This window comes from Streptomyces sp. LaPpAH-108, assembly GCF_000373625.1.
Taxonomy (GTDB): Bacteria; Actinomycetota; Actinomycetes; order Streptomycetales; family Streptomycetaceae; genus Streptomyces.
Map to the genome: position 1 here is coordinate 437,182 of NZ_KB891996.1, position 14,311 is coordinate 451,492.

General features: G+C 72.8%; 15 protein-coding genes. 7 read left to right on the forward strand and 8 right to left on the reverse strand.

Going from position 1 to position 14,311, the window contains the following annotated elements; all coding sequences use genetic code 11:
• Positions 1–92: 92 nt before the first annotated feature.
• Positions 93–1,391, forward strand: a complete 1,299-nt coding sequence (locus B079_RS0124210; protein ID WP_018548432.1) for an MDR family MFS transporter — start codon at positions 93–95, stop codon at positions 1,389–1,391.
• 17 nt (positions 1,392–1,408) lie between these two features.
• Here the strand turns inward: B079_RS0124210 and B079_RS0124215 are convergent, their stop codons facing one another.
• Positions 1,409–1,867, reverse strand: a complete 459-nt coding sequence (locus B079_RS0124215; RefSeq protein ID WP_018548433.1) for a DUF2000 domain-containing protein — start codon at positions 1,865–1,867, stop codon at positions 1,409–1,411.
• Between B079_RS0124215 and B079_RS0124220 the strand changes: the two genes are divergently transcribed.
• Entirely contained in the window at positions 1,866–2,714 is an 849-nt protein-coding gene (locus tag B079_RS0124220; protein ID WP_086022415.1) for a helix-turn-helix transcriptional regulator, read from the forward strand. The genes B079_RS0124215 and B079_RS0124220 overlap by 2 nt on opposite strands.
• A 4-nt stretch (positions 2,715–2,718) precedes the next feature.
• Here the strand turns inward: B079_RS0124220 and B079_RS0124225 are convergent, their stop codons facing one another.
• Both B079_RS0124225 and mshA read right to left on the reverse strand, forming a co-directional pair.
• Positions 2,719–3,219, reverse strand: a complete 501-nt coding sequence (locus B079_RS0124225; protein ID WP_026249032.1) for a YbjN domain-containing protein — start codon at positions 3,217–3,219, stop codon at positions 2,719–2,721.
• Between the two features lie 55 nt (positions 3,220–3,274).
• Positions 3,275–4,612, reverse strand: a complete 1,338-nt coding sequence (gene mshA, locus B079_RS0124230) for a D-inositol-3-phosphate glycosyltransferase (RefSeq protein ID WP_018548436.1) — start codon at positions 4,610–4,612, stop codon at positions 3,275–3,277.
• A 226-nt stretch (positions 4,613–4,838) separates the two neighbouring features.
• Here mshA and B079_RS0124235 point away from each other — a divergent pair, with 226 nt between their 5' ends.
• The 3 genes from B079_RS0124235 to B079_RS0124245 all read left to right on the forward strand — a co-directional run bounded on the left by B079_RS0124235 (position 4,839) and on the right by B079_RS0124245 (position 8,675).
• A complete protein-coding gene (locus B079_RS0124235; RefSeq protein ID WP_018548437.1) occupies positions 4,839–5,654 on the forward strand; it encodes a class I SAM-dependent methyltransferase in 816 nt (271 codons plus the stop codon).
• Between the two features lie 260 nt (positions 5,655–5,914).
• Complete coding sequence (locus B079_RS0124240) at positions 5,915–7,066, forward strand: C40 family peptidase (RefSeq protein WP_018548438.1); 1,152 nt, start codon at positions 5,915–5,917, stop codon at positions 7,064–7,066.
• 301 nt (positions 7,067–7,367) lie between these two features.
• Entirely contained in the window at positions 7,368–8,675 is a 1,308-nt protein-coding gene (locus B079_RS0124245) for a PP2C family protein-serine/threonine phosphatase (protein WP_018548439.1), read from the forward strand.
• Between the two features lie 475 nt (positions 8,676–9,150).
• Here B079_RS0124245 and B079_RS0124250 read toward each other — a convergent pair whose 3' ends face one another.
• From B079_RS0124250 to B079_RS0124260, 3 genes are all read right to left on the reverse strand, one after another.
• Positions 9,151–9,444, reverse strand: coding sequence for a DUF2516 family protein (locus B079_RS0124250; RefSeq protein WP_420705788.1), 294 nt, complete (start codon positions 9,442–9,444; stop codon positions 9,151–9,153).
• Positions 9,445–9,553: 109 nt separating this feature from the next.
• A complete protein-coding gene (locus tag B079_RS0124255; RefSeq protein ID WP_018548441.1) occupies positions 9,554–10,162 on the reverse strand; it encodes a hypothetical protein in 609 nt (202 codons plus the stop codon).
• Positions 10,163–10,242: 80 nt separating this feature from the next.
• Positions 10,243–10,731 (reverse strand): helix-turn-helix domain-containing protein, encoded by a 489-nt coding sequence (locus B079_RS0124260; protein ID WP_018548442.1) that lies wholly within the window; start codon positions 10,729–10,731, stop codon positions 10,243–10,245.
• Positions 10,732–10,901: 170 nt separating this feature from the next.
• On the opposite strand from B079_RS0124260, the gene B079_RS0124265 reads away from it, so the two are divergent.
• Positions 10,902–11,774 (forward strand): GNAT family N-acetyltransferase, encoded by an 873-nt coding sequence (locus B079_RS0124265; RefSeq protein WP_018548443.1) that lies wholly within the window; start codon positions 10,902–10,904, stop codon positions 11,772–11,774.
• On the opposite strand, the gene B079_RS0124270 is transcribed toward B079_RS0124265, so the two are convergent.
• Both B079_RS0124270 and B079_RS0124275 read right to left on the reverse strand, forming a co-directional pair.
• Positions 11,771–12,505, reverse strand: a complete 735-nt coding sequence (locus B079_RS0124270) for a class I SAM-dependent methyltransferase (protein WP_018548444.1) — start codon at positions 12,503–12,505, stop codon at positions 11,771–11,773. The genes B079_RS0124265 and B079_RS0124270 overlap by 4 nt on opposite strands.
• Positions 12,506–12,562: 57 nt before the next feature.
• The gene (locus tag B079_RS0124275; RefSeq protein ID WP_018548445.1) at positions 12,563–13,159 is read right to left on the reverse strand and encodes a TetR/AcrR family transcriptional regulator; all 597 of its coding nucleotides are present in this window, start codon (positions 13,157–13,159) and stop codon (positions 12,563–12,565) included.
• A 96-nt stretch (positions 13,160–13,255) separates the two neighbouring features.
• Between B079_RS0124275 and B079_RS0124280 the strand changes: the two genes are divergently transcribed.
• A complete protein-coding gene (locus B079_RS0124280) occupies positions 13,256–14,305 on the forward strand; it encodes an aldo/keto reductase (protein WP_018548446.1) in 1,050 nt (349 codons plus the stop codon).
• Positions 14,306–14,311: the final 6 nt, after the last annotated feature.

Sequence of the window (14,311 nt, forward strand, 5' to 3'; positions counted from 1 at the left end):
TGACGGCATCTGTTAATTGAGTGGCCCCCGACAACGCGGCCGACGTAAGTTGCGCTCACCGCCAGCGCCGCTTACCCGGGGGTCTCGTCCACATGTCCGCGCTCACCGCGCCCGTCAGCCGTCTCACCTCAGCCGCCCGCGCCTCCGTCTCCGGCATGCCCCGCGCCTTCTGGTGGCTGTGGACCAGCACCCTGATCAATCGGCTCGGCGCGTTCGTCGCCACCTTCATGGCGCTGTATCTGACCCTCGACCGCGGCTACTCCGCCTCGTACGCCGGTCTCGTCGCCTCCCTGCACGGGCTCGGCGGGGTCGTCTCCTCGCTGGGCGGCGGGGTGATGGCCGACCGGCTCGGCAGACGGCCCACCCTGCTCGTCGCCCAGCTCGCCACCGCCGCCTCGGTCGCCCTGCTCGGCTTCATGCGCGACCCGGTCGCCATCGCGGGCGTCGCCTTCCTGGTCGGCGCCGCCTCCAACGCCTCCCGGCCCGCCGTGCAGGCGATGATGGCCGACATCGTGCGCCCCGAGGACCGCGTCCGCGCCTTCTCGCTCAACTACTGGGCGATCAACCTCGGCTTCGCCGTCTCCTCCATGGGCGCCGGATTCATCGCCCGCTACAGCTACCGCGCCGGATTCCTCATCGAGGCCGGGATGACGCTGATCTGCGCGATCGTCGTCTTCCTCAAGCTGCCCGAGTCCCGGCCCGCGCCCGCCGCCAAGGCGAGCGGACCCGAGGTCGGCCTCGGCACCGTGCTGCGCGACCGGCGGTACATGGCGGTCGTCGGCCTGTGCTTCCTCGTCGCGCTGCTCTTCCAGCAGGGCTCGGTCGGTCTGCCGGTGGCCATGGGGCGAGCCGGGTTCTCCCCCGCCGACTACGGCCTGGCCATCGCCGTCAACGGCATCCTCATCGTCGTCCTCCAGATCCCGGTCACCCGCTTCATCGAGCACCGCGACGCCCGCATGCTGCTGATCGCCTCCTCGCTGCTGGCGGGCTACGGCTTCGGGCTCACCGCCTTCGCCGGGTCGGTCGGGCTCTTCGCGCTGACGGTGATCGTGTGGACCCTCGCCGAGATCGTCAACGCGCCGACCCAGACCGGGCTGATCGTCCGCCTCTCCCCTGTCCACGGGCGCGGTCGCTACCAGGGCGTCTACGGCCTGTCCTGGTCCGCCGCCGCGCTGGTCGCCCCGCTGGTCGCCGGCGCGGTGATCGACCGGTTCGGCGCGGCGTGGCTGTGGGCGGGGTGCGCGGCGGTCGGCACGGTGGCGGGGCTGGGGTACGGGGTGCTGATGCGGGGGCTGCCGAAGGAGGAGACGGTGGCCGTCCAGGCCGAGGGGGCCCCGGCGGACACCGGTGCCGAGGCCGCCGACGCCCCCGCGGAGCTGCGTACCGCCTGACCTTCCGGGGTCGCCCCCTACGGGTGCATCCGCGCCCCCTTCACCACCTTGTCCACCCCGTTCCTCGGGCCGTACACCGCGAGACCGACCAGGTCGAGTCCCGCCGTGGGTACGGCCCGTACGGCTGCCCGGTTGTCGTGGTCGTTGCCGGTGGCGAAGAGGTCGGCGGTGAAGAGGGCGCGGGGCAGGGCGCGCGCGAGCGCACGTGTGTGGGCCGCACACAGGGTCTCCTTGGAGCCCTCGAAGACCATCACGGGCTGCCGGAACATGGGGAGGTACCCCACACCGTCCGCGTCTTCATAGGGCGCGCCCACCACCTCGGGCACCTGACTGCCCAGACCACTGACCAGGAACGCGGTGACGTTGAGCCGCTGCCAGGTCTCCAGGTCGTCCCGGAGCAGTACGGCGATCTTGGTGCCGAACCGGGTGACGGGCTCTTCGGCGGGGCCGTCGGCGGAAAGGGGCTGTTCACTCATGCCCCGAGACTGCCGACCGGGGCGCGGCGGCGTCTTGTACGTTGTTTGCGTGGCCGCCGACCAGCGTGACGTCTCCGCCTGGCGCCCGCGCGTACCGGGTGTCGTGGAGGTCTTCCACGCCCGTTTCACGGGGTACGCGTATCCGATGCATGTGCACGACGCCTGGACGTTGCTGATCGTGGACGACGGGGCGGTGCGGTACGACCTCGGGCGGCACGAGCACGGCACCCCGCGCGACACGGTCACCCTGCTGCCGCCCCATGTGCCCCACAACGGCGCCGCCGCGACCCCGGACGGCTTCCGCAAGCGGGTGCTGTACCTCGACGGGAGCCTGCTCGGCGACGAGTTGATCGGGGCGGCCGTCGACGGGCCCGACCTCGCGGACGCGGCGCTGCGGGAGCGGGTCGGGCGGTTGCACGGGGCGCTCGGGCGCGCCGGGGACGAACTGGAGGCGGAGAGCAGGCTCGCACTGGTCGGGGAGCGACTGAGGGACCATCTCCGGCGCCGAGAGCGGGAGTTCACACGCCCCGACCCCGTACTAGCCCGCCTCCTGCGGGAGTTGCTGGACGAGCAGGTCACCGCCCCCCTCACCCTCACGGACGCCGCCCGGCTGCTGCACGCCCATCCCGCCCACCTGGTACGGACGTTCAGCACCACCTACGGCATCCCCCCGCACCAGTACCTCACCTCCCGCCGAATCGACCGAGCCCGCCGCCTCCTGCTCGACGGCCTACCCCCGAGCGAGGTCGCCACAGCAACAGGCTTCTACGACCAGGCCCATCTCACCCGCCACTTCAAGCGGTGGGTGGGGGTGACACCGGGGCGCTACCGGGGCCGTACCCGGTGATGCGTCAGTCCTCTTCGCGGCGCAGCAGGTGCGCGAAGGCGTCCAGGTTGTGGGTGGGCTCGCCTCGGGAGAGGCGCCAGGCGTGTTCCTTGCGGATGGCGGTGGCGAAGCCGAGTTCCAGGAGGGTGTTGAAGGCGCCGTCGGCGGCTTCGAGGATCTGGCCGAGGAGGCGGTCGGTCTCGGCGGGGGTGACGGCGGTGAGGGGGAGGCGGGCGGTGACGTAGATGTCGCCGAGGCGGTCGACGGCGTAACTCACGCCGTACAGCTTGAGGTTGCGCTCCAGGAGCCAGCGGTGGACGCCGGCCTCGTTCTCGTCGGGGTGCCGGATGACGAAGGCGTTCACGGAGAGGGTGTGGCGGCCGACGAGGAACGACACGGTGGTGGAGAGCTTGCGGATGCCGGGGAGCTTGACGACGTAGGACCCGGGCTCGGGGCTCTCCCACTCCAGCTCGGCGTCCTTGAGGGCGTCCTCGATCGCGCGCGCGGCACGGTGGGCGTCATCCATGTGTGCGTCGCCTGTGTGCGCTTCACCCATGTCCGCCTCGTTACCCGTGTTCGCCTCACCCATGGGGCGAGCGTACGCGACGTCGATGCGTCGCCATCGCGGCCGTGTACACGTCCGCCGTCGCCGCCGCCGAGGCGTCCCAGCCGAAGGCGAGGGCGTGGCGGGCGGCGGCCGTGCCCATGCGGGCGGAGAGGGTCGGGTCGTCGGCGAAGCGGCGGAGCACCTGGGCGTAGGCGGCCGGGTCGTGGCCGTCGACCAGGAAGCCGGTCTCGCCGTCGCGCACCGCGACCGGGAGGCCGCCGACCGAGGCGGCGATCACCGGCGTGCCGGTGGCCTGCGCCTCGATGGCGACGAGCCCGAAGGACTCGCTGTAGGACGGCATGACCAGCACGGACGCGGCCCGGAACCAGTCCGCGAGCTGTTCCTGCCCGACCGGCGGCCGGAACCGTACGACGTCCGCGATGCCGAGCCGCGCGGCGAGCTTCTGCAGCCCCTCCGGCTTGGCGAGGCCGCTGCCGCTGGGCCCGCCCACCACGGGCACGACGATCCTCGGCCGCAGCTCGGGGCGCTGGTCCAGCAGATGGGCGACGGCGCGCAGCAGCACGTCGGGGGCCTTGAGGGGCTGTATCCGCCCGGCGAACAGGGGGATCAGGGCGTCCTGCGGCAGCCCGAGCCGGGCGCGGGCGGCGGCGCGGCCGTCGGCCACGCGGAAGCGGGCGAGGTTCACGCCGGGGTGGACGACGGCGACCTTGGCGGGGTCGGCCTCGTAGTGGCGGACGAGTTCGGCGGCTTCCTCGGCGGTGTTGGCGATGAGCCGCCCGGCGGCGTGCACGATCTGGGTCTCGCCGATCACGCGCGCGGCGGGCTCGGGGGTGTCACCGACGGCCAGGCTGGCGTTCTTGACCTTGGCCATGGTGTGCATGGCGTGCACCAGCGGGACGCCCCAGCGCTGGGCGGCGAGCCAGCCGACGTGGCCGGAGAGCCAGTAGTGGGAGTGGACGAGGTCGTAGTAGCCGGGGCGGTGTCCGGCCCAGGCCTGCATCACGCCGTGGGTGAAGGCACACAGCTGGGCGGGCAGGTCCTCCTTGGCCAGGCCCTCGTAGGGGCCCGCGTCCACGTGCCGGACCAGGACGCCGGGGGCGAGCGGGACGGTGGGGGCGAGGTCGCCGGAGGTGGCCCGGGTGAAGATCTCGACCTCGATGTTGATCGCGGCCAGCCGCTGGGCCAGCTCCACGATGTAGACGTTCATGCCGCCCGCGTCGCCGGTGCCGGGCTGGTGGAGCGGTGAGGTGTGCACGGAGAGCATGGCGACCCGGCGCGGCTTGCGGTGCAGCCTCAGCCGGGGCGGAGCCGCCGGGGAGCGCCGCCCGAGCCTGCTGACGTACTGGCTCACGTGGCGTTCCTCCTCCTCGGCGCGGCCATGACGACCGGAGGACCGACCCAGCCCTCCCGGACGTGCAACACCCGACGGGTGTCCGGCCATTTCCCGTTGACCGCCCCGAGCAAGCGGCTTTACCGAATCATGACCATGATTCGCTCAACCGTTCGGGCCCGGCGTGAGTCCGGGCCCTGCGTACGTCCGACCGGAGGGCCCTCCGCGCCCGCTTACCCTCATAGACATGGCAACCCGCGCGACCTCCCGACCCGTAGGCACGGTGACGCGCGGCACCACCAACCCCAACCGGCTGCGCCGTATGGACCGCTGGATCGCGGCCACGCACGGCGCCGAGCTGCGCCGCGCGGACGCGCCGGTGGCCGTCGACCTCGGCTACGGTGCCGCGCCCTGGACCGCCGTGGAACTCCTGGACCGGCTGCGGACCGCCGCGCCCCGCACCCAGGTGGTCGGCGTCGAGATCGAACCCGAGCGGGTCGCCGCCGCGCGGCCGTACGAGCGCGAGGGGCTCACCTTCCGGCACGGCGGCTTCGAGATCCCGGTGCCCGGACGCCCGGTGCTGATCCGGGCGGCGAACGTGCTGCGGCAGTACGACGAGGAGCAGGTCGCGGCGGTGTGGCGGCGGCTGTGCGCGCGGCTCGCCCCGGCGGACGGCGGCTCGCGCGGCGGGCTCCTTGTCGAGGGGACGTGCGACGAGATCGGGCGGCGGCACGTATGGGTCGCACTCGGCCCCGAGGGCCCGCGCACCGTGACCTTCGCGACCCGGCTCGGCTCCCTGGAGCGCCCCTCCGACCTCGCCGAGCGGCTGCCGAAGGCGCTGATCCACCGCAACGTCCCGGGCGAACCGGTGCACGCCTTCCTGCGCGACTTCGACCGCGCGTGGGCCGCCGCCGCGCCCTTCGCCTCCTACGGCGCCCGTCAGCGCTGGCTGCGCACGGTCCGGGACCTGACGGCCGACTGGCCGGTGACGGACGGCCCCGCACGCTGGCGCCAGGGTGAAGTCACCCTGGACTGGGCCGCGTTGGCACCTCGCGGGCACTGAGCCGCCGACCGGGGCGCCAACTGCCCCGGAAAGCACGGAGAAACACGGGGAACGATCTCCGTGCGCCGTACGTCACACCGACGGAAGATCGTCGTAACCGCCCGCTTCCGGGGGAAGTCCGGGTGAGGGGAGTGTCGCAACGGTCCGAAAGAGGCACCAGGGAGTACGACTTCGTACGACCTCTGTCACTTCGGGCCCATTCGTGGCACGATCCCTCGGGCAGCACAGGTTACTGACGGTAAATCAGTTTGGGGGGACGTATGGGTTCGGGCAAGCGCGGACTGCTCGCCGCCGCCGTGACCGTGGTCTGCGCGGTGACCGTGCTGGCGGGTGCCGGTACGGCGTTCGCGTCGGTGCCGCCCGACCTGTCCGCGACGCCGACCGCGTCCGGCGCGCCCGCGCCCGCGCCCTCCGGCAGCCCGGCACCGGGCACCACGCCGGGCCCGGCGCCGAGCGCGACGCCGACTCCCGCGCCCGACAAGGACCTTGAGAAGATCCGCAAGCGGCTCGACCGGCTCTACCGCGAGGCAGCCGCCGCCACCGACGCCTACAACGCGGCCGAGGAGAAGGCCGATAAGCAGTCCGCGCGGCTCGACGACCTGAACGAGCGCATCGCGGAGGGCAGGAAGCGGCTGAAGCGGCTCAAAGACCAGGCGGGCGCCACCGCCCGGGCCCAGTACCGCAACGGCGGACTGCCGCCCACGGCGCGGTTCCTGCTCAGCGACGACCCACAGCGGTTCGCGGACTCGGCGGCGGTGATCCTCAACGGCGAGCGGGCGACCAAGAAGCTGCTCACCGAAATGACCCGCACCCAGAAGGAGTTGCGGGCCGACTCGGACGACGCCACCGCCCGGATGGAGAAGCTGGAGGCCGACCGCGCGGACAAGGCCGCCGCGAAGAAGAAGATCAAGAAGCGGATCGCCGACGCCGAACTGGTCGAGTCCCGGCTGGAGAAGAAGGAGAAGGAGCGGCTGGCCGAGCTGGAGCGGCAGGCCGCCCACGCGGCGCAGACCGCCTGGCTGGACAGCGGCGCCCTCGACGGCGTCAGCGGCAAGACCTCCGCCGAGGGCAAGAAGGCGGTCGCGTTCGCCACCGCGCAGCTCGGCAAGCCGTACGTGTGGGGCGCCGAGGGCCCCGACTCCTTCGACTGCTCCGGGCTCACCTCCCAGGCGTGGGCAGCCGCGGGCCACCCGATCCCGCGCACCTCGCAGGAGCAGTGGCGCCGGCTCCCGCACGTGGCGGTGGCGGACATGCGCCCCGGGGACCTGATCATCTACTTCGGCGACGCCACGCATGTCGCGATGTACGCGGGCGACGGCAAGATCATCCACGCGCCGCGTCCCGGCCGTACCGTGACGGTGACGGGGGCGGGCACGATGCCGATCCTGGGGGTCGTACGGCCGAACGGGTGACGGAGTCGTGACGCCGGGCCGCCTCGGGCCCGCTCACGTGACCCGCGCCACTCGGCAGGGGCCCGCATCCGTGTGACCGACTCCACCCGGGCCCCCGCCCGCCGAGTGAGCTTCGTCATTCCGGCACGGCCCCACGCACCCCGAACCCCCTTGCGCGGCACGGCACATGGCGGCCGACCGCGCCCGAGCGACGCGGCTCACACCATTCCGCCGGAACCGCCGCAACCGCTATGGTCACCCGACGGTGGATCGAGACCCCTCGACACCACCACCCTCGGGGGGAGCGAAGGAACCCAGGAAGATGCCCGTACCCATACCGCGGCAGAGGGCGATCCCGGCCGTGGAAAGTGGTCAGGCGCGGGCCGCCACCGTGTTCGGCGGCCCCCTCGAACAGGAGGCCGGCCGCGACACCACATCCCATGGCACCACCGCCGGACCGCTCACCCTGCTGCTGATCGAGGACGACCCGGCCGGGCCGATCGTGCCCGAGCTGCTGGACGCCTCCGGCAAGCCGATCCGCGTCCGCACCGCCCGCAACCTCACCGAGGCGGGGCGGCTGCTCACCGACGACGTGCACTGCATCCTCCTGGACCTCGCGCTGCCCGCCCCGGGCCGCCCGGAGGACCCCGACGAGCTGGCCGTACTGCGCCAGGTCCTGGAGCTGGCCCCCCGGCAGGCGGTGATCGCGCTGACCGCCTCCGGCGACGCCGAGCGCGGCGCCGAGGCCGTGCGCGTGGGCGCCCAGGACTATCTGTTCCGCGACGAGCTGGACAGCCGCCTGCTCAACCGCGCCATCCGCTACGCCGTCGAGCGCAAGCGCTCCGACACCGCCGAGCGGCGCCTGGCCGAGGGCAGGCTGCGCGCGCAGGAGAACCGGCGCCTGGAGCGCGGTCTGCTGCCGACCCCGCTGCTCGAGGGCTCCGGGCTGCGCTTCGCCGCGCGCTACCGCCCCGGCCGCTCCCGCGCGCTGCTCGGCGGCGACTTCTACGACGCGGTGCGCACCCCCGACGGCACCGTGCACGCCATGATCGGCGACGTCTGCGGCCACGGGCCCGACGAGGCCGCGCTCGGCGTGGAGCTGCGGATCGCCTGGCGGGCGCTGACCCTGGCCGGGCTGTGCGGGGACCAGCTCCTGGACACCCTCCAGGAGGTACTGATCCACGAGCGCGCCCACGAGGAGATCTTCGCGACCCTCTGCACGGTGGACATCTCCCCGGACGGCCGCCGCGCGGGCCTGTGCCTGGCCGGTCACCCGTCCCCGCTGCTGGTACGCCCCGGCACGGGCACCCCGGTCCCGCGCCTGCTGCCGTACGAGAACAACGGCCCCGCCCTCGGTCTGCTCCCCGGTGCCCGCTGGCCCCGGATGCAGGTGGAGCTGGGCGCCGAGTGGAGCCTGCTGCTCTACACCGACGGCCTCATCGAGGGCCACGTCGGCACCTCCGGCGACCGCCTCGGCCAGGACGGCATGGCCGCCATGATCCACCGCCAGCTCTCCGAGGGCCTGCGCGGCGAGGAACTGCTGCGCGCGGCGGTCAACGAGGCCCGCGACCTCAACGGGGGCGATCTCACGGACGACGTGGCGGTCGTACTGCTGGAACGCCAGCGGTAGCGGTCCCCTCGGTGGCGCAGCGGGGTGGGCGTCTGGGGGCGGCTCCCTGGAACAGGTGCGGTAGGGCGCTCCGCCGGGGCCGGTGGTAGGGACCTGATCCGGCGCCGTGGTGGTCGTGCCGCTGGAACGCCAGCGGTAGCGGTCCCCTCGGGGCGGCGCAGCGGCGTGGGCGTCTGGGGGCGGCTCCCTGGAACAGGTGCGGTAGGGCGCTCCGCCGGGGCCGGTGGTAGGGACCTGATCCGGCGCCGTGGTGGTCGTGCCGCTGGAACGCCAGCGGTAGCGGTCCCCTCGGGGCGGCGCAGCGGCGTGGGCGTCTGGGGGCGGCTCCCCGGAACAGGTGCGGTAGGGCGCTCCGCCGGGGGCGGTGGTCAGGGACCTGGTCCGGCGCCGTGCAGGGTCTCAGGAAGCCGCAGCCCCCTGATCCGCCGAAGCCCCGCAACCCGCAGCCCCCTGATCCGCCGAAGCCCCGCAGGGATCAGCGGCGATTGCGGTTCCAGATGCGACCGCCGGAGACGCGCTGGAGGGCGGGGCGGACGTCGACGAAGAAGACGATCGTGGCGACCAGGCCCGCGAGCTGGAGGAACAGCATCGGGACGAGCAGGTTCACCGCGACGGTGACGCCCAGGATGATCAGCCAGAAGCCCTTGTTCTTCTTGTCGGCCGCGCGGTAGGCGTCCTCGCGGAAGAGGAGGGCCAGGGCGAAGGCCACCACGGCCAGGACGAGCATGGCGGTGTAGATCAGCCACATCACGTCGCCGAACGCCGTCATCAGCACAGTGCCACCACCTGGTTCGAATCGTCGGTAAAGCCACCGTACCCAGAGAACGGGCCGGGCACCCCGAAGGTGCCCGGCCCGTTGTCCACGGTGTCCGGCGGTGTCACTTGGCCGGCGGCGTGGTCTTCTTGGCGGTCGGCGGCGTCTTGCGGGCGGCCGGGGACTTCTTCGGCGGGGCCGGCTTCTTCGCGGCGGCCGACTCGGGGGTGACCGGGGCGGGCGCCGCCGTGAGCGGGGTGTCGGTCGGGGTGGGCTCGGGGGCGCCCTCGACGGCGATGGCCAGGTCCTCGATCTCCTCGGCCGCGTCACCGCGCCAGGTCTTCACGGCCTGCTCGCCGTGCTCGGCGACCTTCTCGTAGGTCTCGCGGGCCTTGACGGCGTACTCGGCGGCGACGCCGACGCCGCGCAGGGCGAGGTCCTGGGCGGACTCGCCGAGCTTCTTGATGTCCACGTCGAGCGTGCCGAGGAGCTGGTTGAGCCGGGACTGCAGCCCCTCCTGCGCCTCCTTGGCGCGGGCGGTGGCCTTGGCCTGGACCTCCTTGGGGTCGGTGGCGCGCACCTTGTCGATCGTGGCCGGGGCCTCGGTGCGGAGCTGCTCGACCAGCGCGGGCACCTTCTTGGCCTGCTGGATCGCGAGATCGGCGGTTCCGGCGGCGAAGTAGAGCGGGGTCGGGTCGCTGAAGGTCTTGCGCAGGTCGTCGGTGATGGCCATGGTGAGGGTCCTCCCGGATTCGGTTCGCGTTCGGCTGAGGTTGTGTTGGTCCGCGTGCGGCGGCCGGAGCCCTGGTCCGGCTACTGTCCGGCCGTCCGCCGCGGACCGGCATCACTGCCGCCGGCCGTGCGGGTGCCGCGTGCGGTGGTGTCGCCCGTGTCGTCCTCGGTGCTGCCGGTCCGCTCCTCCCCCGCCGCCTCCTGCTCCGATTCGCCGGTCCCGAATCCGTTCTCCTTGCGGAAGGACTCGTAGATCTGGAGCAGCACCTGCTTCTGCCGCTCGTTCAGCGAGGGATCGGCGAGGAGGACGGCGCGCGTCTCGACCTCGTCCCGGTCCCGTTCGGCGTCGAGGATTCCGGCGCGGACGTACAGCGTCTCGGCGGAGATGCGCAGCGCCTTGGCGACCTGCTGCAACACCTCCGCGCTCGGCTTGCGCAGCCCGCGCTCGATCTGGCTCAGGTACGGATTGGACACCCCGGCGGCATCGGCGAGCTGCCGCAGCGAGAGCTGTGCGTTGCGCCGCTGCTCGCGCAGATACTCACCGAGATTGCCGACGTTGAGCGATGCCATGCCTCCACCATGCCTCACCCCTGCTAACTATTGCAAGCATCCGCTAGCAAGAGTGTGTCGCACACGGCAGGAACCGTCACCGTGACCGAAAGCCATCGGCCTGGTCGTGGCGGTGGCTCATCCACAAGAAAAAGCTCCCGCCGGGCCCGGTCCGTCCAGGAGCATGAGGCATGCGTTCGAACGACTGGCAACTCACCGATGATGTAGACGACTTCCTCGCCCGGGCCGGGGGCTTTCTGCGGTCGCGGCCCGCGTTGCACAACACGCCGCTGACGGAGATCGAGAGGTTGCGGGCGCGCGGGGACGGAGGCGGTGGCTTCGGGGTGCTGGAGTCGGGGGGCGAGGTGCGCGCCGTCTTTTATCGCACTCCGCGGGGGTACCTGGGCGTCACGCCGCTCAGCGGAGAGCAGGCCGACAGCCTGGCCGCCCGGCTGGCCGGTCTCGGTCGCTCGCCCTCCGGGGTCATCTCGGACCACGACACCGCTTCCGCCTTCGCCGAGGCGTGGCAGCGGCACACGGGAGCGGCGTCGGCGCCCTTCTGGCGGACTCATCTGTACCGGCTCGGCACGCTCACCCCACCGCAGCCGCGACCGGCGGGGCGGGGCCGGGGCGCGGACCGCGAGGATCGGGAGCAAGTCGTCCGCTGGTGCCGGGAGTTCTGCGTCGAAGTCGGGGAGCAGCGCTCCATCGACCTGATCGACTCCGGCGCCTGGGCCGACTCGCGGTTCGGCGACCGGCGCTTCACGTTCTGGGAGACGCCGGACGGCACTCCCGCCGCGATGGCGGCCGTGACCTCGATGGTCGGCGGCATGGTCCGGGTGGACCCCGTCTACACCCCGGCCCGCCTCCGGGGCCGCGGCTACGCGGGCGCCGTGACGGTCGAGGTGAGCAGGGCCGCGCTGGCCGAAGGCGCCACGGACGTCGTCCTGTTCGCGGACCCGGCCAACCCCACCAGCAATGCCCTCTACCAGCGCATCGGATACGTCCACGTCGCCGACTTCACGGGCTACCGGTTCTCCTACGGCACTCCGGAAGCCGGTTAAGCACGGCGCGAGGCGGAGGCCACGAAGACCAGCTCCCGGCCCGGGCGGTCGGGAGCGTCGCGGACGTCCTCCAGGACGTACCCGCACGCCGACAGGTCCGCCGCCACCTGAGCCCGCTCGCGGAAGCGGAGCGTGGAGTCCGAGGTCAGTACGGTGCCGTCCGCAGCGAAGCCGTATGTCCAGCGGAACGACACCAACGGACCGTCCACACCGGTGAGTTCGACCCAGCTCTCGACCGCTCCCACGCCAGGAACCTCCGTGACGGTGTACGAGCGCTCCCGGGTCCACTCCTCCCACGCCCGCCGGGCCGGATCGCGGGTCTCGAAGACCAGACGGCCGCCGGGGCGCAGGGCGGCGTGGATGCCGCGCAGGGTCTCGCGCCAGGCGGGCGGATCGGTCACGGCCTGGGCGACGTTCGCCGTCATGGTCGCGAGGTCGGCCCGCAGCGGCGGCAGCGCGGTGGCGTCACCGTGGATCCAACTGACCTGCTGCGCACCGGGTTTCGTCCGCGCCACCGCGAGGGACGCCTCGGCGGGATCGACCCCGGTCACTTCAAGGCCGCGCCGGGCCAGCCGCAACGCGAACACCCCCGTGCCGCAGCCGACGTCCAGCACGCGCCGCGCCCCGAACTCCTCCGCCATCCGCACATAGGCGTCGAGATCGCTCCGGTCGGAATCGAGGGCGTCGTGGATCGCGGCGAGGCGGGGGTGCGTGAAGCATTCGTCGGCCATGGGAAAGGAACATAACCCACCTGACCCAGAAGGGACTTGACCCCCTCTGCTCCCCGTTCAGGCCCCCGGCGCCCCGTACCGCAGTCCGTCCACCAGCAGGGCGATCATGCGGTGGGTGTGGCCGTCGGTGTCGTCGTGGGTGGGGAGGGTGAGGCCGGCGACGGCGCGGAGGAGGTCGTCGGGGTCGGCGTCGGGGCGGATGGCGCCCGCTGCCGAGGCGCGGGAGAGGAGGTCGGACAGGACCGGCAGGAAGCGTTGCCCGAAGTAGGCGGGGAGGCTGTCGTAGGCGGGGTCGCCGGAGTGCAGGGCGGCGCTCAGCCCCCGCTTGGTGGCGATGAATCCGGCGAAGCGGCGCAGCCAGAGGGTGAGGGCTTCCAGCGGCTCGTGCGCGGCGGCGAGCGCGGGGGCCGCATCCGCGCAGGCGTCGACCTCGTGGCGGAAGACGGCGGCGATGAGGTCGGAGCGCTGCGGGAAGTGGCGGTAGAGGGTGCCCGCGCCCACGCCCGCCTTCGCGGTGATCTGCCGTACGGGCGCGTCGACGCCCGAGGTGGCGAACACCTCGGCCGCCGCACCGAGCAGGGTGTCGATGCTGCGCCGCGCGTCGGCCCGCAGGGGCCGCTCCGCCGGGCCGGTCGGGCCGTCCTGGATGCCCACTTCTCCGCACTCCCCTTGCTAAGCGGAACAACGTTCCGTATCGTCGATTGCGGAACACTGTTCCGCTTAGGTGAGCCTAGCGCGAGGAGGAGAACCATGCAGTACCGCACCCTGGGCCGCACCGGTATCAAGGTGAGCCCCTACTGCCTCGGCGCGATGATGTTCGGCGCCCTCGGCAACCCCGACCACGACGCGTCCGTACGGATGATCCACAAGGCGCTGGACGCGGGGATCAACTTCGTGGACACCGCCGACATGTACGCACGCGGCGAGTCCGAGGAGATCGTCGGCAAGGCGCTCAAGGGCCGCCGGGACTCCGTCGTCCTGGCGACCAAGGCGCGCAATCCCATGGGCCTGGAGACGGGCGACACCCCCGCCGACCCCAACCGGCAGGGCGCGTCCCGGCGTTGGCTGACCCGGGCGCTGGACGACTCGCTGCGGCGGCTCGGCACGGACCATGTGGACCTCTTCCAGATCCACCGGCCCGACCCGGACACCGACATCGAGGAGACCCTGTCCGTCCTGACCGACCTGGTGCGCGCGGGCAAGGTCCGCGCGATCGGCACCTCCGGCTACCCCGCCTCCGACCTCGTCGAGGCGCAGTGGGTGGCCGAGCGGCGCGGGCTTCAGCGGTTCCGCACCGAGCAGCCGACGTACTCCCTGCTCAACCGGGGTGTCGAGCGCGAGGTGCTGCCCGTCTGCGAGCGGTACGGCATGGGCGCGCTGGTCTACAGCCCGCTGGCGGGCGGCCTGCTCACCGGCCGCTACCGCAAGGGGCAGCGGGCCGACACGCACCGCGCCCGCTTCGGCTTCCGGCACCTCACCGACGAGCGGCGCCTGGACACGGTCGAGCGGCTGATCCCGGTGGCCGAGGAGGCCGGGCTCTCGCTGACCCACCTCGCCCTCGCCTTCGTGATCACCCACCCCGGCGTCACCTCCGCGATCATCGGCCCGCGCACCATGGACCAGCTCGACGACCTGCTCGCGGGCACCAAGACCACCCTCACGGACGAGACCCTGGACCGCATCGACGCGATCGTCCCGCCCGGCACGGACGTGGGCCGCCTGGACATGGACTACGCCCCGCCCGCCCTGCGGCAGCCCCGGCTGCGCCGCCGCCACCCGGAGGACCGTACGGCGGCCTGACCCCCG

Coding starts and splice junctions, on each gene's coding strand:
- B079_RS0124210 (WP_018548432.1), top strand. CDS start 93: ATGTCCGCGCTCACCGCGCCCGTCAGCCGTCTCACCTCAGCCGCCCGC.
- B079_RS0124220 (WP_086022415.1), top strand. CDS start 1,866: ATGCCCCGAGACTGCCGACCGGGGCGCGGCGGCGTCTTGTACGTTGTT.
- B079_RS0124215 (WP_018548433.1), bottom strand. CDS start 1,867: ATGAGTGAACAGCCCCTTTCCGCCGACGGCCCCGCCGAAGAGCCCGTC.
- B079_RS0124225 (WP_026249032.1), bottom strand. CDS start 3,219: ATGGATGACGCCCACCGTGCCGCGCGCGCGATCGAGGACGCCCTCAAG.
- B079_RS0124235 (WP_018548437.1), top strand. CDS start 4,839: ATGGCAACCCGCGCGACCTCCCGACCCGTAGGCACGGTGACGCGCGGC.
- B079_RS0124240 (WP_018548438.1), top strand. CDS start 5,915: ATGGGTTCGGGCAAGCGCGGACTGCTCGCCGCCGCCGTGACCGTGGTC.
- B079_RS0124245 (WP_018548439.1), top strand. CDS start 7,368: ATGCCCGTACCCATACCGCGGCAGAGGGCGATCCCGGCCGTGGAAAGT.
- B079_RS0124250 (WP_420705788.1), bottom strand. CDS start 9,444: ATGACGGCGTTCGGCGACGTGATGTGGCTGATCTACACCGCCATGCTC.
- B079_RS0124255 (WP_018548441.1), bottom strand. CDS start 10,162: ATGGCCATCACCGACGACCTGCGCAAGACCTTCAGCGACCCGACCCCG.
- B079_RS0124260 (WP_018548442.1), bottom strand. CDS start 10,731: ATGGCATCGCTCAACGTCGGCAATCTCGGTGAGTATCTGCGCGAGCAG.
- B079_RS0124265 (WP_018548443.1), top strand. CDS start 10,902: ATGCGTTCGAACGACTGGCAACTCACCGATGATGTAGACGACTTCCTC.
- B079_RS0124270 (WP_018548444.1), bottom strand. CDS start 12,505: ATGGCCGACGAATGCTTCACGCACCCCCGCCTCGCCGCGATCCACGAC.
- B079_RS0124280 (WP_018548446.1), top strand. CDS start 13,256: ATGCAGTACCGCACCCTGGGCCGCACCGGTATCAAGGTGAGCCCCTAC.